The organism is Vibrio lentus (genome assembly GCF_002875945.1).
Classification (GTDB): Bacteria; Pseudomonadota; Gammaproteobacteria; order Enterobacterales; family Vibrionaceae; genus Vibrio; species Vibrio apostichopi.
In genome coordinates this window covers 512-3075 of record NZ_MCZK01000068.1, presented here as the reverse complement: position 1 = coordinate 3075, position 2564 = coordinate 512, and the positions used below count along the sequence as shown (strand labels likewise).

The 2564-nt window shown below is 39.7% G+C and carries 2 protein-coding genes; both read right to left on the bottom strand.

Features of this window, described 5'->3' with window-relative positions:
* Nucleotides 1-570: 570 nt before the first annotated feature.
* The gene (locus BCT49_RS05345) at nucleotides 571-1482 is read right to left on the bottom strand and encodes a replication initiation protein (protein WP_102434435.1); all 912 of its coding nucleotides are present in this window, start codon (nucleotides 1480-1482) and stop codon (nucleotides 571-573) included.
* Between the two features lie 553 nt (nucleotides 1483-2035).
* Nucleotides 2036-2564, bottom strand: a 529-nt coding sequence (locus tag BCT49_RS05340; protein ID WP_198595819.1) for a response regulator, incomplete at its 5' end; no start/stop codon positions are given.

The window sequence follows — 2564 nt, the reverse complement described above, 5'->3', positions numbered from 1 at the left end:
CTACGCATCCTAGGTCTTAGAAACATGTTTCTAAGCTGCTCTTTTCTTTGCTCTTATTTTTAATTTATGTGGACTTGTTATGTGTACCTAATGTGTGGACTAAGCCAGTCCACATAAGGAGTCCACGAAGTTAGCCCCCATAAACCCGAAGCTCAACATTGAACTAAAACCGATCGTAACTCCGTTCAATTTATGTGAAACCACTTTGTGAAACTCTTATGTACAACACCTGTTTCACAAAGTGGTTTCACGTAGAAGTTTCACATAAATCAAAAATTTGAAGCGTTGATATTTAAGCTGGAGTGACAGTGCCACAGTTTAAGATCGGCTTGCACTGTACAGTGTTGATGTTCCTAGACGGGACTCTGTTAAATTAGTTGAAGAACTTTCGGTAGGAGTTCTGACGCGCTTCGCTTGTCGGATTTGCAAAAGCTCTACATGCAAGCATATAGCAGCTATCACAAATCGAAATGAACTACATAGAAAACACAATAAATAGAACGGAGTGCTAGAAAGCAAGACAGCCCAAAAAAGGGCTGTTATCTGATAAGGCTTTATCTGGTCTCAAAATCAAAGTAGTCCTTTAGCTTTTCTTCGGTAGTAAGTTGGTCGACTAATTCCCAAATCTTCCCAAGGTTTCAGTGTTCTTTCTGAACTTTCTACAGGCTTACGTTTAGAGATTTTACCTCCAATCTTGCCGCCTTTAGCCCCTTTCTTAGCTTGGCTCAGCCGGAACTTCTCTGGAGTGAATTCTCTATACGTCCAGTTTGCTATTGACTTCGCTATCGCTTTAACTTCTGAAACAGGCAAAGGAACTTTAAATTGAGCGTTAATCGCCTCTACTTGATTGTAGACAGCCGAATCCCACTGACGCTTGTAGTTAGGTGCCCAAAACTCTCGAATAGCCTTATAGCCCCACTGACGAACCGTATCAAACAACTCACAATTACGACCAAGACCTGATATTTCAACACCACGTAACGGATGACCTTTAAGGTCAAGATAGTCCGCCAGTTCATCTAGCGTGTATTCGTGTTCTGTCCAAAATTCATTTTGCCAATGCGGATGCAGTGGATTTTTCGTGAGTAGTCCTGCAAAACCTCTATCAGCTTTAAGACGCTCAATCATTGCAGATTCAATCGCAGCAGCGTAGCGAATCGGTTCACTATGTGCGATATCAGATGTACAGAATGGAACTTTCAAGCGATACGCAATGTGGGCGTGTGCATTTTCTCGGGTTTTACTAGACCAATTCGGAGGGGCTAGCCCATTGTCATACCAAGATAAAACCGCTCCCTGATGATCAATATCAAAAATGAGATATTTCACCATGTGAGGCTGGTTAACTTGCAGATACTTCTTCTTAATCGCTGTGGTTTTTGGGCGTATGTAAGTGACACCGAGTTCATCGGTGCAATACGGCTTATGAGGAAGCGTCTCGATTAGATCGAGTTGGATAGCGTTTGATTGTTTAGTCTTCACTCATAACCGCACTTATGGCGGTTTGACGATTGTTTTTGTAAGTGCATGTGCTAAAATTTCCTTTATGCGATGCCCTGTTATCTTAATATCTTCCACCAAGTTGATTTGTAAGATTCAGGGCTTTGTTTTATCTGACGTTTATCTTACCCCTCAACATCTTACTTCGCAATTCCCCTCCTAACACTTCAAAGTTCAATCAATCACAAATAACCACTTACCCATTCAAGATCTTATTTCCGAATAACATCAACGATCTATTAGTTCTGACAACAACCTTGTTATTTTATCTTGTCAGTTTTTAGGCTCGCTCCCTCAGGGCCTACTTTTCAAGTAGCGCCCAGATGGAGCTAAACCAGATGAAATACAAATAGTTAAATGGATTTCCACCTGATAAGTCCACAAAAAAGGTGAGTACCCTAGATTTGGTGAAAAATACATTGATAGTTATATTAGTAATAGATGTAAGCTGTTATCTTTTTACCTTCCACAACGAAGAATGGCTCCCAATTGGGAGCCATTCTTGTGTCTGAATCTCGGTGCGGATTAAGTGAGATTATGTTAATAACAACTCGTCCAAAAGAGGGATTAGTTTATCAATGTCTGGTTTTGTTAAACTAGATTTAGCTCCAACACTTTCAGCCTTCACCTTATTTTCTTCAGTCATCGTAGATGAAAATATAATAACAGGAGTAGAAAGACTACTTGATGTTATTTTTTGGCAAAGGTGCAACCCATCCATCCTTGGCATTTCCACATCAGAAACAACCACATCGATAGTTTCTTTATTTTTCTCATATAGATCCCACCCCTCAACACCGTCTCTAGCAACGAGCGCATTGAGACCAGAAGAAACGATAATTTTTTTCACCTGCTCTAAAATAAAAGGGGAATCTTCAACAATAAGTACAGAATATTGAGACCTTTTTTCTTTCATGGCTAGAGATAGGTCAATAGATTTATCTGAATTGATATCATACCTCCCCATATCAATTGATGGGTTAATACTTGTCACGATTTTTTCAAAATCTAGAATAAATATAAGCTTATTATCAAGAGTAACCGAAGCAACGATACAGTCATCA